The 23,014-nt window shown below is 68.9% G+C and carries 24 protein-coding genes; 10 read left to right on the top strand and 14 right to left on the bottom strand.

Annotated elements, in window-relative coordinates:
* Nucleotide 1: 1 nt before the first annotated feature.
* The 3 genes from ybeY to RJ1_RS23450 all read right to left on the bottom strand — a co-directional run bounded on the left by ybeY (nt 2) and on the right by RJ1_RS23450 (nt 2,428).
* Nucleotides 2-544, bottom strand: a complete 543-nt coding sequence (gene ybeY, locus RJ1_RS23460) for an rRNA maturation RNase YbeY (RefSeq protein WP_073364396.1) — start codon at nt 542-544, stop codon at nt 2-4.
* Between the two features lie 36 nt (nt 545-580).
* Nucleotides 581-1,654: a PhoH family protein gene (locus tag RJ1_RS23455; RefSeq protein WP_073364395.1), complete on the bottom strand. Its 1,074-nt coding sequence runs from the start codon at nt 1,652-1,654 to the stop codon at nt 581-583.
* Nucleotides 1,655-1,762: 108 nt separating this feature from the next.
* Nucleotides 1,763-2,428, bottom strand: coding sequence for a TetR/AcrR family transcriptional regulator (locus RJ1_RS23450; RefSeq protein ID WP_073364393.1), 666 nt, complete (start codon nt 2,426-2,428; stop codon nt 1,763-1,765).
* Nucleotides 2,429-2,576: 148 nt separating this feature from the next.
* Here RJ1_RS23450 and RJ1_RS23445 point away from each other — a divergent pair, with 148 nt between their 5' ends.
* A complete protein-coding gene (locus RJ1_RS23445; protein ID WP_073364392.1) occupies nt 2,577-4,202 on the top strand; it encodes an MFS transporter in 1,626 nt (541 codons plus the stop codon).
* On the opposite strand, the gene RJ1_RS23440 is transcribed toward RJ1_RS23445, so the two are convergent.
* From RJ1_RS23440 to hrcA, 4 genes are all read right to left on the bottom strand, one after another.
* Nucleotides 4,176-4,937 carry an alpha/beta hydrolase family protein gene (locus tag RJ1_RS23440; protein ID WP_073364390.1) on the bottom strand — a complete coding sequence of 254 codons (762 nt, stop codon included), beginning with the start codon at nt 4,935-4,937 and terminating at the stop codon, nt 4,176-4,178. The genes RJ1_RS23445 and RJ1_RS23440 overlap by 27 nt on opposite strands.
* A 6-nt stretch (nt 4,938-4,943) precedes the next feature.
* A complete protein-coding gene (locus RJ1_RS23435) occupies nt 4,944-5,705 on the bottom strand; it encodes a 16S rRNA (uracil(1498)-N(3))-methyltransferase (protein ID WP_073364389.1) in 762 nt (253 codons plus the stop codon).
* A 2-nt stretch (nt 5,706-5,707) separates the two neighbouring features.
* Complete coding sequence (dnaJ, locus tag RJ1_RS23430; RefSeq protein WP_073364387.1) at nt 5,708-6,859, bottom strand: molecular chaperone DnaJ; 1,152 nt, start codon at nt 6,857-6,859, stop codon at nt 5,708-5,710.
* A gap of 87 nt (nt 6,860-6,946) precedes the next feature.
* On the bottom strand, nt 6,947-7,990 hold the full coding sequence (hrcA, locus tag RJ1_RS23425) for a heat-inducible transcriptional repressor HrcA (protein WP_073364439.1): 1,044 nt from the start codon (nt 7,988-7,990) through the stop codon (nt 6,947-6,949).
* A gap of 209 nt (nt 7,991-8,199) precedes the next feature.
* Here hrcA and RJ1_RS23420 point away from each other — a divergent pair, with 209 nt between their 5' ends.
* Nucleotides 8,200-8,517 (top strand): type II toxin-antitoxin system VapB family antitoxin, encoded by a 318-nt coding sequence (locus RJ1_RS23420; RefSeq protein WP_005261240.1) that lies wholly within the window; start codon nt 8,200-8,202, stop codon nt 8,515-8,517.
* A 21-nt stretch (nt 8,518-8,538) separates the two neighbouring features.
* On the opposite strand, the gene hemW is transcribed toward RJ1_RS23420, so the two are convergent.
* On the bottom strand, nt 8,539-9,747 hold the full coding sequence (gene hemW / locus RJ1_RS23415) for a radical SAM family heme chaperone HemW (RefSeq protein WP_073364386.1): 1,209 nt from the start codon (nt 9,745-9,747) through the stop codon (nt 8,539-8,541).
* 128 nt (nt 9,748-9,875) lie between these two features.
* Here hemW and RJ1_RS48880 point away from each other — a divergent pair, with 128 nt between their 5' ends.
* The 6 genes from RJ1_RS48880 (at nt 9,876) to RJ1_RS23385 (ending at nt 15,558) form a co-directional block, all read left to right on the top strand.
* The gene (locus RJ1_RS48880) at nt 9,876-9,977 is read left to right on the top strand and encodes an Ms4527A family Cys-rich leader peptide (RefSeq protein WP_369691057.1); all 102 of its coding nucleotides are present in this window, start codon (nt 9,876-9,878) and stop codon (nt 9,975-9,977) included.
* A 120-nt stretch (nt 9,978-10,097) separates the two neighbouring features.
* Nucleotides 10,098-11,819 (top strand): nitrite/sulfite reductase, encoded by a 1,722-nt coding sequence (locus tag RJ1_RS23405; RefSeq protein WP_073364383.1) that lies wholly within the window; start codon nt 10,098-10,100, stop codon nt 11,817-11,819.
* Nucleotides 11,816-12,559, top strand: coding sequence for a phosphoadenylyl-sulfate reductase (locus RJ1_RS23400; RefSeq protein WP_073364382.1), 744 nt, complete (start codon nt 11,816-11,818; stop codon nt 12,557-12,559). Before RJ1_RS23405 ends, RJ1_RS23400 begins: the two co-directional genes overlap by 4 nt.
* Nucleotides 12,556-13,509, top strand: coding sequence for a sulfate adenylyltransferase subunit CysD (gene cysD / locus RJ1_RS23395; protein ID WP_073364437.1), 954 nt, complete (start codon nt 12,556-12,558; stop codon nt 13,507-13,509). The genes RJ1_RS23400 and cysD overlap by 4 nt, the downstream gene beginning before the upstream one ends.
* Nucleotides 13,510-13,511: 2 nt before the next feature.
* Complete coding sequence (locus RJ1_RS23390; RefSeq protein WP_073364381.1) at nt 13,512-14,798, top strand: sulfate adenylyltransferase subunit 1; 1,287 nt, start codon at nt 13,512-13,514, stop codon at nt 14,796-14,798.
* Nucleotides 14,799-14,802: 4 nt separating this feature from the next.
* Nucleotides 14,803-15,558, top strand: coding sequence for a sirohydrochlorin chelatase (locus RJ1_RS23385; RefSeq protein ID WP_073364380.1), 756 nt, complete (start codon nt 14,803-14,805; stop codon nt 15,556-15,558).
* Here the strand turns inward: RJ1_RS23385 and RJ1_RS23380 are convergent.
* The 4 genes from RJ1_RS23380 to RJ1_RS23365 are packed head-to-tail and all read right to left on the bottom strand — an operon-like array spanning nt 15,494 to nt 19,939.
* Entirely contained in the window at nt 15,494-16,543 is a 1,050-nt protein-coding gene (locus RJ1_RS23380; RefSeq protein ID WP_073364379.1) for an aminotransferase class I/II-fold pyridoxal phosphate-dependent enzyme, read from the bottom strand. The genes RJ1_RS23385 and RJ1_RS23380 overlap by 65 nt on opposite strands.
* Nucleotide 16,544: 1 nt before the next feature.
* A complete protein-coding gene (locus tag RJ1_RS23375; RefSeq protein WP_073364378.1) occupies nt 16,545-17,567 on the bottom strand; it encodes a 3-oxoacyl-ACP synthase III family protein in 1,023 nt (340 codons plus the stop codon).
* A gap of 3 nt (nt 17,568-17,570) precedes the next feature.
* On the bottom strand, nt 17,571-18,230 hold the full coding sequence (locus RJ1_RS23370) for an SRPBCC family protein (protein WP_073364377.1): 660 nt from the start codon (nt 18,228-18,230) through the stop codon (nt 17,571-17,573).
* Nucleotides 18,227-19,939 (bottom strand): thiamine pyrophosphate-binding protein, encoded by a 1,713-nt coding sequence (locus RJ1_RS23365; RefSeq protein ID WP_073364376.1) that lies wholly within the window; start codon nt 19,937-19,939, stop codon nt 18,227-18,229. The genes RJ1_RS23370 and RJ1_RS23365 overlap by 4 nt, the downstream gene beginning before the upstream one ends.
* A 155-nt stretch (nt 19,940-20,094) precedes the next feature.
* On the opposite strand from RJ1_RS23365, the gene RJ1_RS23360 reads away from it, so the two are divergent.
* Nucleotides 20,095-20,493, top strand: a complete 399-nt coding sequence (locus RJ1_RS23360; RefSeq protein ID WP_073364375.1) for a cupredoxin domain-containing protein — start codon at nt 20,095-20,097, stop codon at nt 20,491-20,493.
* 64 nt (nt 20,494-20,557) lie between these two features.
* Here the strand turns inward: RJ1_RS23360 and RJ1_RS23355 are convergent, their stop codons facing one another.
* A complete protein-coding gene (locus RJ1_RS23355; protein ID WP_073364373.1) occupies nt 20,558-21,316 on the bottom strand; it encodes an anti-sigma factor family protein in 759 nt (252 codons plus the stop codon).
* The gene (locus RJ1_RS23350) at nt 21,313-21,819 is read right to left on the bottom strand and encodes a sigma-70 family RNA polymerase sigma factor (RefSeq protein WP_073364372.1); all 507 of its coding nucleotides are present in this window, start codon (nt 21,817-21,819) and stop codon (nt 21,313-21,315) included. The genes RJ1_RS23355 and RJ1_RS23350 overlap by 4 nt, the downstream gene beginning before the upstream one ends.
* Nucleotides 21,820-21,990: 171 nt before the next feature.
* On the opposite strand from RJ1_RS23350, the gene RJ1_RS23345 reads away from it, so the two are divergent.
* Nucleotides 21,991-22,866, top strand: a complete 876-nt coding sequence (locus RJ1_RS23345; RefSeq protein WP_073364370.1) for a universal stress protein — start codon at nt 21,991-21,993, stop codon at nt 22,864-22,866.
* Nucleotides 22,867-23,014 lie beyond the last annotated feature (148 nt).

Genomic DNA, 23,014 nt, shown 5'->3' with positions numbered 1-23,014 from the left:
CTTACTGATCCGGCGAGTCGACGAAGCCGGCCTTGCCGAGCAGCTTCTGATCCCGGGCAGCGAGTGCGGCGTCGCGTTCGGCGCTGCGCAGATCCTCGTACCAGTCGTCGAGCAACTGGTTCTGCAGGCCGAACATCTCCTTCTCCTCCTCCGGTTCGGCGTGGTCGTAGCCGAGGAGGTGGAGCACACCGTGCACGGTGAGCAGAGCGAGTTCGTGTGCGAGCGGATGACCGGCCTTCTCGGCCTGATCGGCGGCGAAGGACGGGCACAGCACGATGTCACCGAGCATCGACGGCCCTGGCTCGGGTGAGTCCGGACGACCGCCGGGCTCGAGCTCGTCCATCGGGAAGGACATCACGTCGGTGGGACCGGGGAGGTCCATCCACCGCATGTGGAGGTCGGCCATGGTGGCGGAGTCCACGAGGACCATCGACAACTCGGCCGCGGGGTGCACGTCCAACCTCGCGATCACGAAGCGGGCAACGCTGATCAGCTCCTCTTCGGAGACGTCCATGCCCGATTCGTTCGAGACTTCGATGCTCATGTGTGTCGCTTCCTCCTGGTTCCGGCGACACTCACCCTACCGTCGTGGAGAACGCGAGTGCGCCGCTCTCCGCTGTGCGCGGTTTCCGAGCTCGACCTTGCCGTCCCGGTCCGCCTCGAAACGCTCGTACGCGTCCACGATGTCGGACACGAGCCGGTGCCGGACCACGTCGCTGCTGTTGAGTTCGGCGAAGTAGATGTCGTCGATGTCGCCGAGGATCTCGGTGGCCGCGCGTAGACCCGACCGGGCGCCGCCGGGAAGGTCGACCTGCGTGACGTCGCCGGTGACGACGACCTTCGACCCGAAGCCCAGGCGGGTGAGGAACATCTTCATCTGCTCGGCGGTGGTGTTCTGCGCCTCGTCGAGGATGATGAACGCGTCGTTGAGCGTGCGGCCACGCATGTACGCCAACGGCGCCACCTCGATGACCCCCGACTGCATCAGCTTCGGGATGGCCTCGGGGTCCATCATGTCGTGCAGGGCGTCGTGCAGCGGCCGCAGATACGGATCGATCTTCTCGTGCAGCGTGCCGGGCAGGAACCCGAGCCGCTCCCCCGCCTCGACCGCGGGGCGGGTGAGGATGATCCGCGACACCTGCTTGGTCTGCAGGGCCTGCACCGCCTTCGCCATCGCGAGGTAGGTCTTTCCGGTACCCGCGGGCCCGATGCCGAACACGATGGTGTTGGCGTCGATCGCGTCGACGTACCGCTTCTGGTTGAGCGTCTTCGGCCGGATCGTCTTGCCGCGCCGCGACAGGATGTCGAGGGTGAGGACCTCGGCGGGCGATTCGCCGATACCCTGCGTGAGCATGCCGACCGTGCGACGGACCGCGTCGGGGGTCAGCGGTTGCCCGCGACCGACGATGGCGCCCAGTTCTGCGATGACCCGTTCGGCGAGCGCGACGTCGCCCGGCCGACCCGTCAGTGTGACCGCGTTGCCGCGTACATGGATGTCTGCGTCCAGGACCCGTTCGAGAGCGCGCAGATTCTCGTCGGAAGAACCGAGGAGAGGCGGGACCGTTTCGGGTGGGAGATCGATACTCGAACGCACGGTGCGTTCCGCCGGACGCGTGGCGCCGAACGTCTCGCCGTTCTGGTCTTGTTCGCTCACGTGAGGGATATGGCCTTCTTCCCGGTTCCTGGTCGGTCACGACGGTCGTCGTGATGAACGAAGTCTATCGCTCGCAGGTCGCACCGCCCACCCGATTACGCGACGCCGTCACCGGTCCGACTCGTCCGGATTCTCGCGTAACCACCGCCGCGCCTCGTCCACGACACGGGCCCCGTCGGCCGGCGTCAGCCCGAGCACCGCGAGGTACGCGACGGCGAACGATTCCCCCGAATCCTGCAGTTCGCCGGAATTCGCCTGGTCGAGCAGGGTGATGGTCATCGACTCGGCGAGCGCCACGAGCACCGTGGACGAGAGGTAGGTCGAGAACACCCCGGATCGCTGCCCCTGCTCGACGACTCGCGCGTCCCGGTCGCGCACCACCCCCAGGAGATCGCGGATGCGCTGCTCGCCGAGTTCGCGGCGGGCGAACGCCAACAGCATCCGGAACCGGTCGCCGATCGGCCACGTCCGCAGCGCCATCACCGCTACCGCGAGGTCGGGGCGCTGCGGTTGCTCCGCTTCGTCTCCCATGGCGGCCACGAGCGCGGCGGAGGCCTCGTCCGCGATGCCCTCCACGAGCGCCTCCCGACTGGGGAAGTGCGCGTAGACGGTGCGGCGCACGACCCCGGCAGTGCGGGCGACGTCGTCCATGCTCGCGTCGGGGTCCGCGATGAAGGCGGCGACCGCGGCGTCGAGGATCCGCGCCCGGTTGGCGCGCGCGTGACTTCGGCGGGCCTTCTCGGAACCACCGGGCGACTTCGTCGGGACCGACACGGGCGGAACCCCCTCCCTGATTGGTGTGACCGTTGGCTGGTGTGATCTACGCCAAGCTTACTTGCACACCAGTGTGCAAGTAACTAACTTACACATCACTGTGCAACTAACTGCGCGGGTTCGATCGAGCTACCCGAGGAGCGTCGACATGGCCACCGTGATGAACACACCGGTCTCGCAGATGGACGGGCCGTACCGCCGGCGCTGGGCCGCGCTCGGCGTGCTGTGCCTGAGCCTGCTGATCGTCGTGATGGCGAACACCGCCCTGATCGTCGCCGCCCCCGACATGACCCGCGACCTCGCGCTGAGCAGTTCCGACCTGCAGTGGGTGATCGACGGGTACACCGTCCCCTACGCGGCGCTGATGCTGCTGTTCGGCGTGATCGGCGACAAGTACAGCCGGCGCGGGGCGCTGCTCACCGGACTACTGGTGTTCGGCGGCGGCGCCGTCGTCGGCAGCCTCGCCGACACCACCACAGCCGTCGTCACGGCGCGCATGATCATGGGTGTCGGCGCGGCGATCATCATGCCCGCCACGCTGTCCCTCCTCGTCGCGACGTTCCCGCGTGCGGAGCGGGCCCGGGCCATCGCCGCCTGGGCCGCGACGTCCGGCCTCGCCATCGCCCTCGGGCCACTGCTCGCCGGCTGGCTGCTGGGGAGCCACTCGTGGAGTGCGACGTTCCTCATCAACGTGCCGATCGCCGCGGTCGCGATGGTCGCGGCCCTGATGATCGTCCCGCCGTCGAAGGCCGAGGGCCGCGGTCCGATCGACTGGCTCGGCGGGCTCCTGTCGGTGGTGACCATCGGGTCGCTGGTGTACGCGATCATCGACGGGTTCCACTTCGGCTGGGGCGCTGGCGCTGTCGGTGCGACGATCACCGCGGCCGTGGGTCTCGGACTGTTCGTCGCGTGGGAACTCCGCCACCCGCAACCGCTGCTCGACGTCCGCAGGCTCGGCCGGCGCGAGGTCGGCGGCAGCGCCCTGGCCGTGCTGCTGCTGTTCCTCGCGGCGTTCGGGTCGATCTACTACGTGTCGCAGGAATTCCAGTTCGTCCTGGGACTCAGCCCCCTGGCCACAGGCGTCCACCTCCTGCCGCTCGCCGCTGCGGTGTCGGTCGGATCGGTGCTCAGCGGACGGGTGCACCCGCGGCTCGGCACCCGGGTCACCGTCGTCGCCGGCCTGGTGATCGCGGCCGCCGGCGTCCTGGTGATGACGACCGTGGACGGCGACTCGACGTACCTCGACTTCCTCGCCCCGCTCGTCCTGCTCGGTGTCGGCATCGGCCTGAGCGTGTCTCCCGCGACGGACGCCATCATGGGCAACTTCCCGGAGAGCGACCTCGGCGCCGCGGGAGGTCTCAACGACACCGCGATCGAACTGGGCGGATCGCTCGGGATCGCGATCCTCGGGTCGGTGCTCGCGTCGGCGTACAAGGACGACATCGCCGGGTTCCTCGGCACGCTGCCCGTCGGTCAGCTGTCCGGGGAACAGGCCGCTCAGGCCGCTCAGGCGATGGACGTCGCGGGCGACTCGATCGGCGGGGCGTCGGTGGTCGCCGCGGAACTCGGCGCCGATCCGATGCTCGCGTCGCAGTCGCAGGCACTCCTCGACGCCGCCGGTACGGCGTTCGGACACGCTATCTCCCAGGCCAGCCTGGCCGGCGGAATCGCATTGGGCATCGGGGCCGTGGTCGTGGCCCTCGTCCTGCCGGGACGGAAGACGACGCCCGAAATCGGCGACCGCAGTTCAGAACTCGTCGGCGTCGGACAGTAGGGCGTCCCGCGAGATCTTCCAGCACTCCGTCTCGGGGTCGAGAAACGCGTAGTGGTCCTCGCCCTCGACGAGATGCAGCGCGACCGGATCCCCGGCCGCTCGCGCGGCCTCGCTGTACCGCACGCTCACCTTCGCCGGAACCTGTGCGTCCTCCGTGCCGTGGACGCACACCACCGGGACCCCGACGGGGATGCGGTGCAGTGGGGACGCGGCACGGTACCGGTCCGGGTCCCCGGCGAACGGGACGCCGAGGAGATCCTCGATGTACCCGATCCGCCGGCCACGCTCCCCCGCGGAGGCCAGGTCGAGGGCGCCGGCCTGCGACACGACCCGCTCCGGCCGAACCGTCGTCCCCTTCTCCCCGGCGAGCCACACGGCGAGCTGCCCACCCGCGGAGTGGCCGACGACCCGGACCTTCGACAGGTCGAACGGGACGGACGACTGCGCGGCGACCGGACCGGCGATCGCGTCGAGCGCGGCGAGGACGTCGGCGGCCATCTCGTCCCACCGGCCTCCCGCACCGAGCCGGCGGTATTCGATGTTCCACACCGCCACACCGTGCCGCGCCAGGTCGACGGAAAAACTCGTTCCCAGGTTCAGGTGGTACTTCCCGCTCCAGAAACCCCCGTGGACGACCATCACCACCGGGACCGGGGTCGACACCGGGTCCTCGGGCGGATAGAAGTGCCCGAACTGCTGCGGTTCGGTTCCGTAGGCGATGCGAATGCGGTCCACGGACAGTCAGGCTAGCGGGGCCGCGCCCCAGCGGTCGGTGAGGACACCGATGGCGCCCAGCGCAACGGCTGCCGCGGTCGAGGTCCGCAGGACGTGCGGCCCGAGCAGCACCGGGACGGCGCCGGCCTCGGTCAGCGACGCGATCTCGTCGTCGGAGATGCCGCCCTCGGGGCCGACGACCAGCACGATCTCGGCGGCCGCACGCAGCGGCAGCGCGGCGAGACCCTGGGTGGCCGCCTCGTGCAGCACCGCGACGACTCCGCCTCGGCCGACCACCTCACGGACGACGGCGAGCATCCCCGCGGTGCGGTGCAGCTCCGACACCTCGGGCACGATCGCCCGCCTCGACTGCTTCGCTGCGGCAAGTGCGGCACTACGCCAGCGCGCGACGCCCTTCGCCACCTTGGGGCCCTCCCACCGCGCCACGCACCGCGAGGACTGCCACGGCACGATGGCGTCGACCCCCGCCTCGGTGGCCAGTTCGACCGCCAGCTCGGATCGCTCCGCCTTCGGAAGCGCCTGCACCACAGTGACACTCGGCGACGGCGCGGACACCTGCCGACGCTCGTGGACGGTGAGTTCGAGCCGGTCCTTCCCGGCGGCCGTCACTTCCGTGTCGGCGAGACCGCCCCGGCCGTCGGCCAGCACGATCCGCTCCCCGACGCCGATCCTGCGCACCGTCGCGGCATGCCGGCCCTCCGGGCCGTCCAGTACCGCGGTGCTCCCCACCTCGGGCAGCGGGTCGAGGAAGAAGACCGTCGCCGCCACGGTCAGCGACCGCTGAAGGCTTCACGCAGGCGTGAGAACAATCCGCCGCTGTGCTGCGACTGGGTGGAGACGACCTCGGCGACGTCGCGGTCGCGCAGGTCCTTGAGTTCGCGGAGGAGTTTCGCCTCCTTGTGGTCGAGGCGCGACGGAACCACGACCTCGAGGTGTGCGTGCACGTCGCCGCGGATACCGGACCGGAGCTTCGGCATGCCGTGCCCACGCAGGACCGTGACCGATCCCGGCTGGGTTCCCGGCTCGATGGCGATTTCCTTGGGCCCGTCGATGATCGTGTCGATCGTGACGCTGGTGCCGAGGGCGGCGTCGATCATCGGAACCCGGATCGTGCAGTGCAGGTCTTCACCGTCGCGCACGAACACCTCGTGCGCCTGTTCGACGACCTCGACGTACAGGTCGCCGGCGGGTCCGCCGCCGGGGCCCACCTCGCCCTGCGCGGCGAGCCGGATCCGCATTCCGCCGCCGACGCCTGCGGGCACCTTCACGGTGATGTCGCGGCGGGCGCGGACGCGGCCGTCGCCACCACACTTGTGGCAGGGGTCCGGAATCGTCTCACCGGCGCCGCGGCAGGTGGGGCAGGGCCGCGAGGTCATGACCTGACCGAGGAACGAACGCTGCACCGACTGGACCTCACCCGCGCCGCCACAGGTCTCACACCGCACCGGCTTGGAGTCGCCGTTGGTGCCCGAACCCGTGCAGCTGTCGCAGAGTATCGCCGTCTCGACGGTGACCTGCTTGCTCACGCCGGTCGCGCACTCCGCCAACGTCAGCCTGGTGCGCAGGAGGGAATCGGCGCCCGGCTGGACGCGGCCACGGGGACCACGGCCGGCGCCGCCTCCGCCGCCGAAGAACGCCTCGAACACGTCGCCGAGTCCGCCACCGAAACCGCCGCCGAAGCCGGCACCGCCGCCGCCGCCACCCGAGGACAGGGGGTCGCCGCCGAGGTCGACGATGCGGCGCTTCTCCGGATCCGACAGCACCTCGTAGGCCGTCGAGATGTCCCGGAACCGGGCCTGCGCCGCTTCGTCGGGGTTCACGTCGGGATGCAGTTCCCTCGCAAGCTTGCGGTACGCGCGCTTGAGCTCCTGGTCGGTCGCCTTCTGATCGACGCCGAGCGTTGCGTAGTAATCCCGTGCCACGTTGAGTCTCTCGTCCTTCTCTACTTCGTTATCTCGCCACTGGTACGTGTGCTCGCCCCATGGGAGCGCTGTCGCCGGGGCCGGCCGTCACCGCTCGGCGAGCACCTGTCCGATGTATCTCGCAACGGCTGCCACCGACGCGATTGTTCCCGGATAGTCCATTCGGGTGGGTCCGAGCACGCCCATTCCGCCGAGCACGGTGCCTGCCGAACCGTAGCCGGTGGAGATGACGGACGTGCCGCGCATCTGCTCCACCTGTGTTTCCTCACCGATCCGCACCGTCACGGTGCCGGCGTCCTGGGTGGCGGCGAGCAGTTTGAGCACCACCACCTGCTCTTCGAGCGCCTCGAGGACCGCGCGCAGCGAACCGGGGAATCCGCTGATTCCCGTGAAGTCCGCGGCGTTCCGGGTCAGGTTCGCCGTGCCGCCGAGGACCAGTCGCTCCTCGGGGTGCTCGACGAGGGTCTCCACCAGCACGGTGGCCGACCGGATCACGGCGTCGCGCAGATCCTCCGGCGCCTCGTCGGCGAGTTCCGACACGGCAATGGACGCCGCCGCCAGCCGCTTGCCGTCGAGGGCGCCGCCGAGCAGCCCGCGCAGCCGCGCCAGATCCTCGTCGTCCAGCACGTCGCCGAGTTCGACGATGCGCTGATCCACTCGTCCCGAATCGGTGATGAGCACCAGCAGCAGGCGGGCGGGCGTCAACGCGACCACCTCGAGGTGCCGGACCGACGACGCCGACAATGTGGGATATTGCACAACCGCGACCTGGCGTGTGAGTTGCGCGAGCAGGCGCACGCCGCGCCGGAGGACGTCGTCCAGGTCGACCCCGGACTCGAGGAAATCGAGGATCGCGCGCCGCTCCGCCGTCGACAGCGGCTTCACGTCGGCGATGCGGTCGACGAACTGCCGGTAGCCCTTGTCGGTGGGGACGCGGCCGGAACTCGTGTGCGGCTGGGCGATGTAGCCCTCGCTCTCGAGGAACGCCATGTCGTTGCGCACGGTAGCGCTGGAAACACCCAGGTTGTGCCGCTCGACCAGCGCTTTCGATCCCACCGGCTCCTGGGTCGAGACGTAGTCGGCGACGATGGCGCGGAGAACCTCGAACCGTCTGTCGTCCGTACTCGACATCGCCATCCACCTCCAGTTCTCGATCATCACGAGCAGCGGCGTCCCCGAACTTCCGTTCGGGTCGGCCGTCACATCCCCTGAGCTCCGTGCATGTGCACGCGCATCTCGGCTCGATCCAGTCTAATCGCCGCGCCGCCGATACCGGTTCAGGCCTTACTGTGGTGACCGGAGACGAGCAGAGGCAACGACCACGGGCGGATGACGAGGCGATGATTTTCAAAGGTGTCATGGACGGCAAGCCGTACCCGGACCACGGGTTGTCGCTGCGCGACTGGTCCAAGATCCCGCCGCGGCAGGTGCGGCTCGACGAGATCGTCACGACGACCAAGGTTCTCGAACTCGACCGGCTGCTGTCCGAGGACTCGACGTTCTACGGCGACCTGTTCCCGCACGCGGTGCAGTGGCACGGGGTGCTGTACCTCGAGGACGGCCTGCACCGGGCGGTGCGCTCGGCGCTGCGGAACCGCGTGGTCCTGCACGCCCGCGTGTTCGACTACGACGAGATGCCGGGCATCGTCACCGCCTGAGCACCGCCACCGCCTGAGCGGTTACCGCAGCACCGTCCGGACCACGGCGTCGGCGAGGAGCCGTCCCCGGTCGGTCAACACCAGGTGGTCGCCCTCGCGCACCAGCAGCCCGTCGGCCACCACCTCCTCCGCGGCGCGCTGCTCCGCGGCGTCCAACTCCGGCACGGGCAGTCCCGTGCGCAGCCGCGCCGTCAGCATCACCCGCTCGACGTGGACGTCCTCCGCGGTCAGCTGCTCGCTTCCGCCGACGGGCAGGGCCCCCGCGGCGAGCTGGTCCGCGTAGCGCGCCGGATGCTTGACGTTCCACCAGCGGACACCACCGACGTGGCTGTGCGCGCCAGGCCCGGCGCCCCACCAGTCCCCGCCGTCCCAGTAGCCCAGGTTGTGCCGGCAGGCGGCGTCGTCACGCGCCCAGTTCGACACCTCGTACCAGGTCAGCCCAGCCTCGGCGAGCCGCGCGTCGATGCGCTCGTACCGCGACGCGAGGACGTCGTCGTCGGGCGCGGGCAGTTCACCGCGGCGCACCCTCCTGGCCAGCGCGGTGCCGTCCTCGACGATCAGCGCGTAGGCCGACACGTGGTCGACGCCGGCGGAGAGCACCGCGTCCAACGAGAGGTCGAGGTCCTCGTCCCGTTCCCCCGGCGTGCCGTAGATGAGGTCGAGGTTGACGTGCTCGAACCCGGCGGCCCGCGCCTCCAGCGCCGCCGCGACCGCGCGTCCCGGCGTGTGGGTGCGGTCGAGCACCTTCAGCACGTGCTGCGCCGCCGACTGCATGCCCAGCGAGATCCGGGTGAAACCGCCGGCCCGCAGCCGGTCGAAGAACTCGGGCGACGTGGACTCCGGATTCGATTCGGTGGTCACCTCGGCGCCGCCGGCGAGCCCGAAACTCGACCGGATCGCGCCCAGGACGTCCGCGAGGCCGTCGCCGCCGAGAAGGGACGGCGTGCCCCCGCCGACGAAGACCGTGTCGACTGCGGGGGCTCCCGTCATCTGCGCCGCGACATCGAGTTCGCGGCGCAACCCCTCCATCCACGACTGCGGCGACGCCGACGTCCCCAGCTCGCCCGCCGTGTACGTGTTGAAGTCGCAGTATCCGCAGCGTGTGGCACAGAACGGCACGTGCACATAGATCCCGAACGGCCGGCTCCCCACACCGACCAGCGCCCGTTCGGGCAGCGCGAACGCCGCCGCCTCGTCGCGACCCACTGTGGTACTGCTCGTTCCGTTCACCCCTCCAGTCTCCACGGTCTGCGACCTGTGCTCCCCACCCGACCGTGCCGGGGCCCTCGCCGTGATATTTCCCGCAAAAATGGTGGAAATCGGTGCCCGGCTCTGCGTGAGCGATCTGACGTGGCACAATGGTCGGCATGACCGGACCCGGAGTGCGACTTGTGGCGCGTCGTCACGTCGATCTCAAGCGTGTCTGCAGCTGTTGTTGTCTGCCCTGTCTCGCGCAGTAGTTCAGCCTGTCAGCCCGTTCATCATTCTTCTCGACTTCCGGCCGGATTCGAATGCCCCGAGCGAGGATCAGCCCTCCTCCTCGGCCTCAGCCGGTGCATCTTGAGATTCAGGAGTGCTCCATGACGTCGACCACCGACGCCTCCCCCGCTGCCGTCGACGCAGCACCCGCGCGGACGCGCACGGCGAAGCCGGCTCGGCGACGCGCCGAAGGCCAGTGGGCCCTCGGTTACCGCGAGCCCCTCAACGCCAACGAGCAGGCGAAGAAGGACGACAACCCGCTCAACGTTCGCGCCCGCATCGAGAACATCTACTCGAAGCAGGGCTTCGACAGCATCGACAAGGGTGACCTGCGGGGCCGCATGCGCTGGTGGGGTCTCTACACCCAGCGCGAGCAGGGTTACGACGGCACCTTCACCGGTGACGAGAACATCGACCTGCTCGAGGCCAAGTACTTCATGATGCGGGTCCGCTGCGACGCCGGCGCCCTGAACGTCGAGCAGTTACGCACCCTCGGCGGCATCTCCACCGAGTTCGGTCGCGACACCGCCGACCTCTCGGACCGCGAGAACGTCCAGTACCACTGGATCGAGATCGAGAACGTCCCGGAGATCTGGAAGCGCCTCGAGTCCGTCGGCCTGCAGACCACCGAGGCCTGCGGCGACTGCCCCCGCGTGGTCCTGGGTTCACCGCTGGCCGGCGAGTCCCTCGACGAGGTCCTCGACCCCACGCCCGCGATCGACGAGATCGTGCGCCGCTACATCGGCAAGCCCGAGTACTCCAACCTGCCGCGCAAGTTCAAGACCGCCATCTCCGGCCAGCAGGACGTGGTGCACGAGATCAACGACGTCGCGTTCGTCGGCGTCAACCACCCCGAGCACGGCCCCGGCCTGGACCTGTGGGTCGGCGGCGGCCTGTCCACCAACCCGATGCTCGCGCAACGGGTCGGCGCCTGGGTGCCGCTCGACGAGGTGCCGGACGTGTGGGAGGCCGTGGTCTCGATCTTCCGCGACTACGGCTACCGCCGGCTGCGCTCCAAGGCGCGGCTGAAGTTCCTGATCAAGGACTGGGGCATCGAGAAGTTCCGCGAGGTGCTCGAGACCGAGTACCTGAAGCGGAAGCTGATCGACGGCCCGGCACCGGCCAAGCCGGAGCGCCCGATCGACCACATCGGTGTGCAGAAGCTGCGTAACGGGCTCAACGCGATCGGCTTCTCCCCGATCGCGGGCCGGGTGTCAGGCACCATCCTGACGAAGGTGGCCGAGGCGGTGGCCGCCGTCGGTTCCGACCGCGTCCGCTTCACCCCGTACCAGAAGTTGATCGTGCTCGACGTGCCGGACGACAAGGTCGAATGGCTGATCGACGAGCTCAAGCCCCTTGGGCTGCACGGGCGTCCATCGCACTGGCGTCGAAACCTGCTGGCATGCAGCGGCATCGAGTTCTGCAAGCTGTCGTTCACCGAGACCCGCAAGCGTTCGCAGGTGCTCGCGCCGGAACTCGAGGAGCGCCTGGCGGACATCAACGCCAACCTGGACGTGCCGATCACGGTGAACATCAACGGCTGCCCCAACTCCTGCGGCCGGTCCCAGATCGCCGACATCGGGTTCAAGGGCATGCTCGTCGACGACGGTGCGGGCAACCAGATCGAGGGCTTCCAGGTACACCTGGGCGGCAGCCTCGGCCTCGACGCCGGTTTCGGCCGCAAGCTGCGCCAGCACAAGGTGACCAGCGGGGAGCTGGGCGACTACATCGAGCGCGTGGTGCGCCAGTTCGTCAAGCACCGCAACGAGGGCGAGCGATTCGCCGAGTGGACAGTCCGAGCAGAAGAGGAGGACCTGCGATGAGCGTCGACCTTTCCAGCGTCACCGAGGACGACCTGAGGGAACTCGCCGTGAAGGGGGCGTCGAGTCTCGAGGGTGCGTCCGCGCGGGAATTGCTGCAGTGGACGGAAGACACGTTCGGGGCCGGGGCGAGCGAAGCGACGGGGTATCGGAACAGCTACATCGTCGCCTCGAATATGCAGGACGGCGTTCTGGTCCACCTCGCCGCCCAGGTTCATCCCGGCGTGGACGTGCTGTTCCTCGACACCGGCTACCACTTCGCGGAGACCATCGGCACCCGTGACGCCGTCGAGCAGGTGTACGGCGTCAACGTCATCAACGCGCGCGCCGAGGCGAGCGTCGCAGAACAGGACGCGGCGGAGGGCAAGGACCTGTTCGCCCGCGAACCCAACCGGTGCTGCGCGCTCCGGAAGGTCGCCCCGCTGAAGAAGACCCTCTCCGGCTACAAGGCCTGGGTCACCGGTATCCGGCGGGTCGAGGCTCCCACGCGCGCCAACGCCCCACTGATCTCGTTCGACGACGCCTTCGGTCTGGTGAAGATCAATCCGATCGCGACGTGGTCCGACGAAGACATGCAGGCCTACATCGACGAGCACTCGATTCTGGTGAATCCGCTCGTCGACGAGGGCTATCCGTCCATCGGGTGCGCTCCGTGCACCAGCAAGCCAGCCCCCGGCAGCGATCCGCGCAGCGGACGCTGGGCCGGTCAGGCCAAGACAGAATGCGGGTTGCACGCCTCATGACCATCGACATCTCCACTCCCCTCACCGAGTCCGCGGTCCGGCCGCAGTTGGACGGGTCGCAGTTCGACACGCTCGAGGCCCTCGAGTCGGAAGCCATCCACATCTTCCGTGAGGTCGCGGGCGAGTTCGAGCGCCCGGTGATCCTGTTCTCCGGCGGCAAGGACTCCACGGTGCTGCTGCACCTGGCGATCAAGGCGTTCTGGCCCGCTCCGCTGCCGTTCGCGCTGCTGCACGTCGACACCGGCCACAACCTGCAGGAAGTCCTCGACTTCCGCGACCACGTCGTGTCCAAGTACAATCTGCGCCTGCACGTGGCGAAGGTCGAGGACTACCTGGCCGACGGCCGGCTCACCGAGCGTCCCGACGGGATCCGGAACCCGCTCCAGACCGTTCCGCTGCTCGACGCGATCGCCGAGAACCGTTTCGACGCCGTCTTCGGTGGCGCACGCCGCGACGAGGAACGTGCCCGGGCCAAGGAGCGCATCTTCTCGCTCCGCAACTCGTTCGGCCAGTGGGACCCGAAGAAGCAGCGCCCCGAACTGTGGAACCTGTACAACGGCAAGCACTCCCCCGGTGAGCAGGTCCGCGTCTTCCCGCTCAGCAACTTCACCGAACTCGACATCTGGCGGTACATCGCCCGTGACGACGTCGAACTGGCCAGCATCTACTACGCGCACCAGCGCGACGTGTACCAGCGCGACGGCATGTGGATGACCCCCGGCGTGTGGGGCGGACCGTCCGAGGGTGAAGACCTGCAGAGGCTGTCGGTGCGGTACCGCACCGTCGGCGACGGGTCGACCACCGGCGCAGTTCTTTCCGAGGCCGGCGACAACGAGGCGATCCTCGCCGAGGTCGCAGCGTCCCGGCTGACCGAGCGCGGCGCGACCCGCGGCGACGACCGAGTTTCCGAAGCGGCCATGGAAGACCGCAAGCGAGAGGGCTATTTCTGATCATGAGCGACCTTCTGAGGCTTGCCACCGCGGGCAGTGTGGACGACGGCAAGTCGACCCTCGTCGGCCGTCTGCTGTACGACACGAAATCGGTTCTCGCAGACCAGATCGACGCCGTCACCCGCGCGTCGGTCGACAAGGGCCTGTCCACCCCTGACCTGTCCCTGCTCGTCGACGGCCTGCGCGCGGAGCGTGAGCAGGGCATCACCATCGACGTGGCGTACCGCTACTTCGCGACGCCCAACCGCACCTTCGTGCTCGCGGACACCCCCGGCCACGTGCAGTACACCCGCAACACCGTCTCCGGCGCCTCCACCGCACAGTTGGTGATTTTGCTGGTCGACGCGCGCAAGGGCGTCATCTCGCAGACCCGCAAGCACGCCGCCGTGCTCGCGCTGCTCGGCGTGCCGAAGCTGGTGCTCGCGGTCAACAAGATCGACCTGGTCGAGAACCCCGCCCAGGTGTTCGCGGACATCTCCGGGGAGTTCAACGCCCTGACCACTTCGCTGGGGTGGGCGTCCGAGGACGTCGTGGAGATCCCCGTCTCCGCGCTGCACGGCGACAACGTGGCCGTCCGCTCCGAGAACACCCCGTACTACGACGGCCCCACCCTGATCGAGCACCTCGAGTCGATCCCGGTGGACGCCGAACCGCACCGGGTGGGTCTCCGTTTCCCCGTGCAGTACGTGATCCGGCCTCGCACGGCGGAGTTCCCGGACTACCGTGGGTACGCGGGACAGGTCGCCGCCGGTGAGGTGGCACCGGGCGACGAGGTCGTGATCCTGCCTTCCGGTGTCCGCACCACGGTTACCCGGATCGACACCGCGGACGGCGAACTCGACAGCGCCCACGCCGGCCGGAGCGTCACCCTCGTGCTGGCCGACGACGTCGACGTCTCCCGCGGTGACGTGATCGCCTCTCCCGCGGACGCGCCCGAGCCGCTCGGTGAGTTCGACGCCACCGTCTGCTGGCTGGCCGAGAAGCCGCTGCGTCCCGGTGCCCGCCTGCTTCTCAAGCACGGCACCCGCACCACGCAGGCCATCGTCGGAACGCTCGTCGAGCGGTTCAACGAGCAGGACCTCACGTCGGAGCCCACCCCGGAGTCGTTGGAACTCAACGAGATCGGCAAGATCTCGGTGCGTGTCGCCGAGCCGATCGTGGCGGACGACTACACCGTGAACCGCCACACCGGCAGCTTCCTGCTGATCGATCCGGCCGGCGGCAACACGCTCGCGGCCGGGCTCGTCGGAGATGCCATCGCAGCGGTGGAGCTCGGCGAGCGCGTCTAGTGCGATGACCCCGCTGATCGCTGTAGCCCACGGCAGTCGCGACCCCCGCAGCGCGCGGGTGGTGGCGGCTGCCGTGTCGGCGCTCCGCGTCCGGCGACCCGATCTCGACGTACGGCTGTGCTTCCTCGACCTCAACGCGCCGTCCGTCGACCAGGTGATCGACGCGGTCGCCGCCGAAGGTCACGCCGCGGCGGTGGTCGTGCCGATGCTGCTGGGCAGTGCGTTCCACGCCCGCGTCGACCTTCCGGCTCTCCTCGACGCCGCGCGGCTCCGTCATCCCCAACTCCACGTCCGGCAGGCCGACGTCCTCGGGCACGACGCGCGCCTGGTCGACGCCGTCCGCGAGCGGATCGGTGAGGCCGGTGGTTCCACCGGCGAATCCGGTCTCGGGGTGGTTCTCGCCGCAGTCGGCTCGTCCGACCCGTCCGCGAACGACCGAACCCGCGCACTGGCCGAGTCCGTCGTCGCGGGCACCCGTTGGTCGGGTGGCGTCACCTGTTTCGCCACGGCGGCCGAACCGACGGTCCAGCAGGCGATCTCGACCCTTCGCCAGGGGGGCGCGGAGCGCATCGTGATCGCACCGTGGTTCCTCGCGCCCGGACTGCTCACCGACCGGTTGAGCCGCGCCGCAGAATCCTGCGGGCAGGGCATCACCTACGCCGCCACCATCGGCCCGCACCCGCGGCTGCTCGACGTCATGCTCGACCGGTACTCCCACACCCGGGCCGAGCTGCAGAGGTCCCGCGCGCTGTCGGCCTGAGCGCGTCGACCACCGCACGTCCGGCGTCCGGGTTCCCGACCGCGATCCGCGCGTCCCCGTGGGGATAGGTGCGCGCGTGAATCCCGGCGCGGGCCAGTGCGTCGCCCATGCCCGTACCGGGGAGGTACAGGAAGTTCGCGTGACTGCGCGGGGCCGGAATCCCCGCTGCCCTCACGGTGCGCCACAGTTCCTCTCGTTCGGAGACGATGGCGGCCACGCGGGCGCGGAGTTCGTGTTCCGCAGCATAGGACGCGGCGACGGCGGCCACGGCGGCGCTGCCCATCCCGAACGGGAGTTGCAGCCTTCGAATCCGGTGCGCCAGTCGCGCACTCGCGAAGCCGAATCCGATGCGCAGGCCCGCCAGCCCGTACGCCTTGGAGAACGTCCGCAGGAACACGACATTCGGGTGTTCGGCGATGATGCGGTGTGCGTCCAGGACCAGCCCGCGGTCGACGAATTCCACGTAGGCCTCGTCGAGGATCACGATCACCCGCTCCGGGACTCGGCGGAGGAAAGCCTGCAATTCGGCGGCGCCGACGAGCGTTCCGGTGGGGTTGTGCGGACGGCACACGACGACAAGTCGGGTGCGGCCGTCGATCGCGGCCGCCATCGCCGCCAGATCCTGCTCGCCGTCGGGGAGAATCGGCACCGGCACCACGTCGAGCGACGCGATTCCGGCCATGATCGGGTACCCGTCGAACGTCGGAGCGGAGTACACGATCCGCTCCCCCGGCCCGGCGACGGACTGCATGATCTGCAGGCCGACGCCGGTGGCTCCTGCCCCCACCACCACCTGATCCTGTTCGAGCGCTTCGTGATTCGCGATGACCTCGATCAGCCGGTCGGGGAGGAACTCCGGGTATCGGTGCGCCCGGCGCATCACGTCGTCGAGCGCGGACAGCACGGACGGGAGTGGAGCGAAGGGATTTTCGCTCAGCGCGAGATCGAATCGCACCGCCGGTCCGGCGATGGTCGGCGCGGTCATCTCACACCCCCACCGGGGCTGCGCCCCATCGGACCGCCCCGGCCCCGGCGAAGTCGCCCGCGTGCGCGAACGCGGACATCATCACCAGCGATCCGTTGGGGATCCGGCCGGCCCGGTTCTCGATGTCGAGTGTGACGGGTATCGCGGCGCCGAACAGATTCCCGCATTCGTCGAAGGTGTCGGGGTGTCGTTCCACCGGGAGTTCCAGCGCGTCACGCCAGTTGCGGAGGAACAACCGGTTGGGCTGGTTGGTCACCAGTGTGTCGATCTCGCCCGGGGTGATACCGATCTGCTTGCACACCGCCATCGCCACCTCGGGGACGAGACGGTTCCCGCGGGCGAAGACCTTCGCGATCTTCGATTCGGTGAATCCGATGTGCAGTTGCCCGGTTCCGGTCTCCCAGTACTTGCGGGGCGGATCCACCGCGGCGGTCATGTCCCCGGCGAACTCGGGGTAGGTCCGGCACTCCAGCCCGAGCACGGGCGCCACCTCCGACTTCACGAGCAGGCATGCGCCGGCCCCGTCCCCCGGAACCGCCGACTGCGCCAGCGTGCGCACGTCCGATTGCGTGAAGATCTGGCCCGCGCTGTTCTGCACCGACACGATCAGGGCGGTCGACGCATCACTGGTCTGCATGATCTGACGCGCCAGTCTGATCATGTACACGAACGACGCGCAGCCGCCGTTGTGCAGGTCCACCACCCAGTCCGGGGTGATGCCCATCCTGCGCGCCAGGTCACCGCCGGTGCCCAGGATCGGGACGTCCGGCAGCTGGGTGTGCGTGACGAGGATGTCCACGTTGGCGATCAGCTCGGAACCGTTCCGCTCGATCAGCGGGGCGACCGCGCGTTCCGCCATGTCGACGGCGTTTTCGTCGCTCGCGATGTGGTGGCGGAAGTTCGGCGCCCGGAACATGATGTTCGCGGCCAACCGGTCGGACGTGGCGAATTGGGCGAAATAGTCTGCTCCCACCCTGTTCTCGGGCAGATAGCCGGCGATGTCGATCAGGCTGACGGTGTCCATGTCTCACTCACTCATCCAGTTCGGGGTCACGGGCAGATCGTTCGCCCACCGGTACTCGCAGATGGCCTTGAGGTTGCTCATCTCGAGTCGGTGTCCGGCGGCGAACATGTCCCAGAAGTCACCCACCCACGGCACCCGGTCCGTCGGCGCGGTCTCGGGGTACGGATTCTCGTCGTAGAACGGGTGGCGGCAGTTCGTCCACAGCACCACCGATCCCTCGACGTCCAGCACCGTGCGTGCGTCCATCACCCGCATCACGTACACCATCCACAGGTGCTTTCCCTGGTCCCAGGCGCAGTGATAGTCGACCGTCCTCGCGTCGGCGTGAGCCACGGTGCGCGTGTAGATCTCGGTCGTGTCGCCGAGGCGGTCGTACGCGAGCCACAGTCCGGGGTCGTCGGTGGGGGTGAATCCCCGCAGGCTGTACGTCCACTCCTCCAGGCTCCGGGTGTCCGAGAGGTAGCGGAACACCTCGTCGGGTGGGCAGTCGATGTATTCGTTGACGGTGCAGTATTTTCCGAACACCTGGTCGTGGGGGTACACCGACCTGAGCATGTCCATGATGATCGGCGTCGTGGCCTGACGGTCGGAGGTCTCGATACGGACGAGGCCGGGCAGGTCGGCGGGAAGGTCGGGCAGGGCTGCGATCTCGTGGGCGGTCATCGGCGTGCTCCTTCTCGATTTTCGGTTCTCTCGGTGGTGCCTCGTGCGGGCAGGAACGGCAGGAACGGCGGTAACTCGTCGGCGTCGCAGGCGACTTCGATGACAGCGGGCCCCACCGACTCGACCGTGGCCCGCAGGGCGTGGGCCAGGGCGGCGTGCGTGTCGACCGTGTGGGACGGCAGTCCGGGAAACAGTGCGCCGACACCCGCCGCAATGCGGGCGGGACGGAACCGGCTGTATGTGTACGTGCCCTCGTAGTACACCTGCTCGCGCGTCAGGCACATCGCGTGGGCATTGTTGTTGAACACGACGAACGTGACGGGTACGTCGTACTCGACCGCGGTGTGGATCTCGAGACCGTGCGCGTAGAACGCGCCGTCACCGGCGATCACGAAGGTGCGGCGGCCGCGGGAGAACGCGGAACCGATCGCCGCGCCGAACGTGTATCCCATCCCGCCCATTCCCAGCGCGACGACGAACCGGCCGCCGCGCCGGACCGGTAGATGATGCACCACAGCGGCACCCGTGTTGCCTGCATCCGCGAATACGTCGGCGCCGTCGGGCAGCGCCGCGGCGAGCGCCTTCACCGCGTCCGTGTAGCGCAGGCCCGACGCGCCCGACGGTGGTATGTCGATCGACGTCGGATCGCTGTCCGCGACGGGTACCGGCGAGGCCGCCGGCCCGATCTCGGTGACGAGCCGGCGCAGCGTCGCCCGCAGATCCCGCGTCGGTACGTGGTGCGTCTGCAGATACGGTTGCGCCGACCCGACGCTGTACACCAGCGTCTTCTCCAGCACGGTGTCGAGCCCACCCCGTGCCATCACCGGCAGTCGCGTGCCGACGAGCAGGCAGACGTCGGAATCGTGCAGCGCGTCGATCACATCCGGGTTTCCCATCGCACCGGTGACCCCGAGCCGCCCCGGCGCCGCTGGATCGAGCACGTCCTTCGCGTCGGGGGTGACCGCCACCCGCGCCCCGAGGGTGTGCGCGAGTTCGGCGAGTTCGGTGCGCGCCCCTGCCCGCGCGACCTCGTCGCCGGCGATCACCGTGATCCGGCCGTAGTCGTCGCGCAGCGCTTCGGCGAGCCGCGTGACATCCGACGCGGCAGACCGCGGCGCCGTCGACACGGTCCGCGTCGGTCCCGGGAATTCGCCGATCGCTTGCTGAATGTTCTTCGGCAGCAGCAATACTGCCGGTCCGCCACGTCGCGCAGCTGCGAGCGCCTCGGCGAGGTGACGGTCGATGTCGAGTGGCGACTCGACGCGTGCACAGTACAGCGACACCTCGCGGAACAACCGGGCGGCATCGATCGACCCCGCCAGCCCACTCGTGTCCTGAAACGCGCCCACCCCTTCGAGCGTCGTCGGCGGTTGCCCGATCAGGGCGAGAAGCGGCACCCGCGAAGCGAAGGCCTCCCCGAGTCCGGCAACCAGATTGAGTGCTCCCCCGCCCGACGTCGCCGCGACGACGCCGATTCGGTTCGATGTCCGGGCATACCCGTCGGCCATCGTCGTCGCCGAGAACTCGTGCTTGGCGACGACACCCTCGACATCGCGGGAGCGGTGCAGTGCGTCGTACAGGTCCTCGATGTTCGCGCCGCCCACCCCGAAGACGTGGGCAACACCCTCGGCGGCCAGTGCCGCGACGATGTAGTCGGCGACGCGCATGCTCTGCTGGGTTTTCCGCGGCTCGTGGTACGTGAGATTCATCGGCAGACCCCCGTGTCGTGGATCGGTCGGGGCGACCTGCGGCCGCCCACTGGATATACACACGAACGGCGTGCCGGTCGGGTTCACCGGTGGCAGAACATTTTTCCGGGAACGTTCGCGATGAACGAAACACGGCGGTGAACCGTGGAGAGAGTATGAAACCCTGGACAACACCTCTCCTCGCGTCGGTGTTCGTGGCCGCCTGCGCACTCACCGCCTGTAGCAACGACGGCGCCACGACAACCACGTCGGCAGACATGACCATGGCCGGGACGACGCCCGCGCCCGGAGTTGCCGCAGCCGCAGCCCCGAACGAGATAGTGATCGCGGGGTTCGCCTTCTCCGTTCCCGCGAGGGTGCCGCCCGGCGATCGGATCACCGTTCGCAACGACGACACCGCGGAACACACCGTGACCGCGGACGCGGCGGGGGCTTTCGACGTCGAGATCGAGGGCGGCGGAACCGCCACCCTCACCGTGCCGTCGACGCCGGGGACCTACGCGTTCCACTGCACGTATCACCCGACCATGCACGCCGCCCTGGTCGTCGGCTGACCGGCTGCCCATACCTGCCCCCACAGAGCCCCAGCCCCCTCGGCCGGGGCTTTCCGGCGGTCGCTCACAGCGTCGTGGTCAGCAGTACCTGATGATCGTCCGCGGATCGCACGTCGATGCTCGCGATCGAGTCGACGGGCAGGCTGGTGGTGGCGGTGGGCCGCACCGTCCGGCCGGCCTCGCCGGTCCAGGTGGCCAGAATCGTGACGGCTCCGGCGCGGTCGGTGACGGTCAACGCATACTCCTCGGTGGCGGCGCCGTACCGACCGTCGCCGGGCCACGTCTCCCGGTAGGAGCATTCGACGAAGACGACCGTGCCCCAGGACGTCGACGCGACGGATGCGCTCGCGGTGATCGTGGTCGGAACCACGGGTGTGAACACCGCGTCGATGGTGTTCGCGGGGTCCGGGGCGGGCAAGGCCGTCGCGGAAGTGGCCGGGGTCCGGTCCTGCGTCGCCAGCACCCCGGCGGGAACGGCGACGGCCACCACGGCGGCCGCGGCGGCGAGTGCCACCGCCGCGCGCCGGCGGCGTCGGCGCCGCTGCACCGTGCCCACCAGTTGGGTCAGCACACGGGGTGCGGGGGTCTCCTCGTCCTCGTGCGCGTCGTTCCCGGGCAGCGTGCCGAACGCCTCCTCCGGTGTGATGAGGGCCAGCAGTCCGGGCATGCCCGCCAGTTCGGACACAGCCTGCGAGCACTGTGCGCAGTGCGCCAGGTGCGCCTCGTATTCGCGCCGATCGCCGGGCGACATCGCCCCCAGCACGTACGCCGCGTCCCAACGGACGTAGGGATCCTCGTGCGACTCGAAGCCGTCGAACGTCATCGGGTCACCCCCATTTCCTGCAGAGCCAATCGAAGGGCCCGCAATCCGTAATGCATGCGGGATTTCACCGTTCCTTCCGGTATCCCGAGTTCGCCCGCGATCTGATGCGTCGACATTCCCCGGTAGTAACCGAGCACGAGCACCGCGCGGTGGTCGGGACTCAGCCGGGCGAGCGCGTCGCCCATCATCCAGGCGTCGAGCGCACCGTCCGAACTGTCGGGAGCGGCGCGTTCGGGTGTCGAGCTCATACCGATCTCCCGTTGGGAGCGGGCGCTGCGGTGCTCGTCGAACACGAGGTTCCGGGCGACGGTGAACAGCCAGGCCCGCGCCGACGATTCCGATTGGTCGAGCACGTTCGGATGCTTCCAGGCTCGCAGCAGCACTTCCTGCACGATGTCCTCGGCGCGGGCACGGTCGCCGGTCAACCTCAGGGCATACCTCCACACTGCGGGGGCATGCTCCTCGTACAGGGCATGCATGAGCTCCGTCTGGGCATCCGGCATCGGTCACCACCTCCCAGCTGTACACACGGTACAACCGCGTTTCCGGTTCACCGTGCGGCCGAAACACCGGAAAACCCCAGGTGAAACACGCCTCCGAGGTGATCGACGATTTGCCTCTGGCGCGCCGGCGCCGTCCTGGATCAAACTGGAATGGAGGTGAGGAGCACCCCCATGACCACAGAACGGATTCGACGCGGGATCGTGGCAGGTATCGACGGTTCTGACGGCGCTCTGGAGGCGGCGTCGTGGGCCGCATCCGCTGCGAGGCGGTTCGAGGAGCCGCTTCGCCTCGTCCACGTGCTACCGAAGCATCCGAATTCCCGTGGCGGCGGCAGCACCGACGGTGACCCCGAGGTCGACAAGATGCTCGACGCAGCCGAAAAGGCGGTTCTGAACGGGCAGCGAGACCTCGAGGTGGAGCGGAGCACCCATCCCGGCCCGCCCGCCCACGCGTTGGTGGAACTGTCCAAGACGGCCCGCATGCTGGTGCTCGGGCCCGCGGCGACGAGTGAGATGAAATCGGTGGTTGCCGGTTCCGATGTCGTGCGCGTGTCGAATCGCGCCGAATGCCCCGTGGTCGTGTGGCGCGGCATCCAGGGCCACGAGGTCAGCGAAAGCCGGCCCGTCGTGGTCGGTGTAGACGGAAGCGAACTGAGCGACATGGCCGTTGCCCATGCGTTCGAGTTCGCGGCGTTCTTCGGGGTTCCCCTCGTCGCGGTCCACACCTGGGCCGAGCACTCCACCCTCGGGGCGTGGTACTCGGAGGAAAGGCGCTTCACCGACTGGTCCGATCTGGTGCAGCACGAGGAAGCGTGGCTCGCCGAGAGTCTCGCGGGGTGGCGCGAGAAGTATCCCGATGTCGAGGTCACCCGCTGCCTCGAGCGCGGCGGGCCGATGAAGGTGCTTCTCGAGTACTCGTTCGGGGCGCAGTTGATCGCCGTCGGCAGTCACGGGCGGAATCCGTTCACCGCGTCGATCGTGGGCTCGACGAGCCAGAGCCTCATCCACCACGCGCGGTGCCCGGTGCTCATTTGCCGCAAGGGCTGAATCCTCCCCCATTCGCCCGTCCCGTTTGAAATCAGCCTGATTCGAATTCCCACACCGCTTCGCCATTTCCCCAGCGAGGAGCGGCGTCGCATTCCGCTGCCGGAAAACCATTGTGAACAGCGTAAATAGAAAATGAGGCGAAACAAAT

The sequence above is a fragment of the Rhodococcus jostii NBRC 16295 genome, assembly GCF_001894825.1.
Lineage (GTDB): Bacteria > Actinomycetota > Actinomycetes > Mycobacteriales > Mycobacteriaceae > Rhodococcus_F > Rhodococcus_F jostii.
Note: the sequence above shows the minus strand (reverse complement) of the source record. Positions and strands in the feature narration are given on the sequence as shown.

What these genes read in the sequence shown, in the direction of transcription:
- ybeY (WP_073364396.1), bottom strand. Translation starts at nt 544, where the DNA reads ATGAGCATCGAAGTCTCGAACGAATCGGGCATGGACGTCTCCGAAGAG.
- RJ1_RS23445 (WP_073364392.1), top strand. Translation starts at nt 2,577, where the DNA reads ATGGCCACCGTGATGAACACACCGGTCTCGCAGATGGACGGGCCGTAC.
- hrcA (WP_073364439.1), bottom strand. Translation starts at nt 7,990, where the DNA reads ATGTCGAGTACGGACGACAGACGGTTCGAGGTTCTCCGCGCCATCGTC.
- RJ1_RS23420 (WP_005261240.1), top strand. Translation starts at nt 8,200, where the DNA reads ATGATTTTCAAAGGTGTCATGGACGGCAAGCCGTACCCGGACCACGGG.
- RJ1_RS48880 (WP_369691057.1), top strand. Translation starts at nt 9,876, where the DNA reads ATGGTCGGCATGACCGGACCCGGAGTGCGACTTGTGGCGCGTCGTCAC.
- RJ1_RS23405 (WP_073364383.1), top strand. Translation starts at nt 10,098, where the DNA reads ATGACGTCGACCACCGACGCCTCCCCCGCTGCCGTCGACGCAGCACCC.
- RJ1_RS23400 (WP_073364382.1), top strand. Translation starts at nt 11,816, where the DNA reads ATGAGCGTCGACCTTTCCAGCGTCACCGAGGACGACCTGAGGGAACTC.
- cysD (WP_073364437.1), top strand. Translation starts at nt 12,556, where the DNA reads ATGACCATCGACATCTCCACTCCCCTCACCGAGTCCGCGGTCCGGCCG.
- RJ1_RS23390 (WP_073364381.1), top strand. Translation starts at nt 13,512, where the DNA reads ATGAGCGACCTTCTGAGGCTTGCCACCGCGGGCAGTGTGGACGACGGC.
- RJ1_RS23385 (WP_073364380.1), top strand. Translation starts at nt 14,803, where the DNA reads ATGACCCCGCTGATCGCTGTAGCCCACGGCAGTCGCGACCCCCGCAGC.
- RJ1_RS23380 (WP_073364379.1), bottom strand. Translation starts at nt 16,543, where the DNA reads ATGACCGCGCCGACCATCGCCGGACCGGCGGTGCGATTCGATCTCGCG.
- RJ1_RS23375 (WP_073364378.1), bottom strand. Translation starts at nt 17,567, where the DNA reads ATGGACACCGTCAGCCTGATCGACATCGCCGGCTATCTGCCCGAGAAC.
- RJ1_RS23370 (WP_073364377.1), bottom strand. Translation starts at nt 18,230, where the DNA reads ATGACCGCCCACGAGATCGCAGCCCTGCCCGACCTTCCCGCCGACCTG.
- RJ1_RS23365 (WP_073364376.1), bottom strand. Translation starts at nt 19,939, where the DNA reads ATGAATCTCACGTACCACGAGCCGCGGAAAACCCAGCAGAGCATGCGC.
- RJ1_RS23360 (WP_073364375.1), top strand. Translation starts at nt 20,095, where the DNA reads ATGAAACCCTGGACAACACCTCTCCTCGCGTCGGTGTTCGTGGCCGCC.
- RJ1_RS23355 (WP_073364373.1), bottom strand. Translation starts at nt 21,316, where the DNA reads ATGACGTTCGACGGCTTCGAGTCGCACGAGGATCCCTACGTCCGTTGG.
- RJ1_RS23350 (WP_073364372.1), bottom strand. Translation starts at nt 21,819, where the DNA reads ATGCCGGATGCCCAGACGGAGCTCATGCATGCCCTGTACGAGGAGCAT.
- RJ1_RS23345 (WP_073364370.1), top strand. Translation starts at nt 21,991, where the DNA reads ATGACCACAGAACGGATTCGACGCGGGATCGTGGCAGGTATCGACGGT.